The organism is Kitasatospora sp. NPDC054768, from assembly GCF_053612025.1.
The window spans coordinates 1-1,202 of record NZ_JBSHBN010000356.1; the positions used below are offsets into that span (position 1 = coordinate 1).

Genomic DNA, 1,202 nt, shown 5'->3' on the forward strand with positions numbered 1-1,202 from the left:
CTAGTGAGCTGGTCTTGAGATCTGCGGTCGCCACGTGAGGCGCTTCGCGTCACAGTTTCGGTGTTCTCCGCGCTCCGGGTGGTGACATGGCGTCAGCCCCGCGGTCTGCTGTCCGTATGGGTGACAGCAGACTGCGGCCGCTGGTCCTGTCGGATTCGGAGCGGCTGACCTTGCAGAGATGGGCGACCCGACGCAGGACCGCCCAAGGGCTCGCAATGCGGGCGCGAATCGTGCTGGCTTGCGCAGAGGGCGGCAGCAACATCGCGGTGGCCGCCCGGTTGGGGGTCAACCGGGGCACGGTCAACCGGTGGCGGGCCCGGTTCCTGCACGAGCGTCTGGACGGCCTGGCCGACGAACCGCGGCCCGGAGTCCCGCGCACCATCACCGACGCCCAGGTGGAGGAGGTAGTGGTGCGCACGCTGGAGGAGACGCCGGAGGGCTCCACCCACTGGTCCAAGCGGGAGCTGGCCGCGAAGGTCGGCATCTCACCCTCGAGCGTGCTGCGAATCTGGCGGGCCTTCGGACTGCAGCCCTGGCGGACGGAGACCTTCAAAATCTCTCCGGACCCACTGCTGATCGACAAGATCCGGGACGTGGTCGGCCTCTACCTGGCCCCGCCGGCGAACGCGGTGGTCTTCGCGGTGGACGAGAAGCCGCAGATCCAGGCCCTGGAGCGGACCACGCCGGTGCTGCCGATGTTGCCCGGGGTCCCCGAACGCCGCAGCTTCGACTACATCCGCCACGGCACCGTGGATCTGTTCGCCGCACTGAACGTCGCCACCGGCAAGGTCATCAGCCGAGTGTCCGCCCAGCATCGCGCCGTCGACTTCCGGGACTTCCTCGACGAGATCGACCGCCAGACCGAGCCGGGCCTGGCGGTCCACGTGATCTGCGACAACCTGTCCACCCACAAGTCACCCGTGGTGCACCGCTGGCTGATCGCGCATCCTCGCGTCCAGCTGCACTTCACGCCGACGTACTCGTCCTGGATCAACCAGGTCGAGCGGTGGTTCGCGGAGCTGGAACGGCGCTGCCTCGAGCGTGGAGTTTTCTGCTCGCTCGACGACCTGAAGACCACGCTCGAGGACTGGATCAAGAGCTGGAACGACAGCGCCCACCCATTCAAGTGGACCAAGACCGCCGACCAGATCATCGACCGAATCTGCCGCTACTGCTCAAGAATCTCCGGACCAGCTCACTAG

The 1,202-nt window shown here is 67.0% G+C and carries 1 protein-coding gene; it reads left to right on the top strand.

Annotated features, from left to right (window positions below; genetic code table 11):
- Nucleotides 1-116 precede the first annotated feature (116 nt).
- Nucleotides 117-1,202 (top strand): IS630 family transposase, encoded by a 1,086-nt coding sequence (locus tag ACWGKU_RS41110; RefSeq protein WP_452181105.1) that lies wholly within the window; start codon nucleotides 117-119, stop codon nucleotides 1,200-1,202.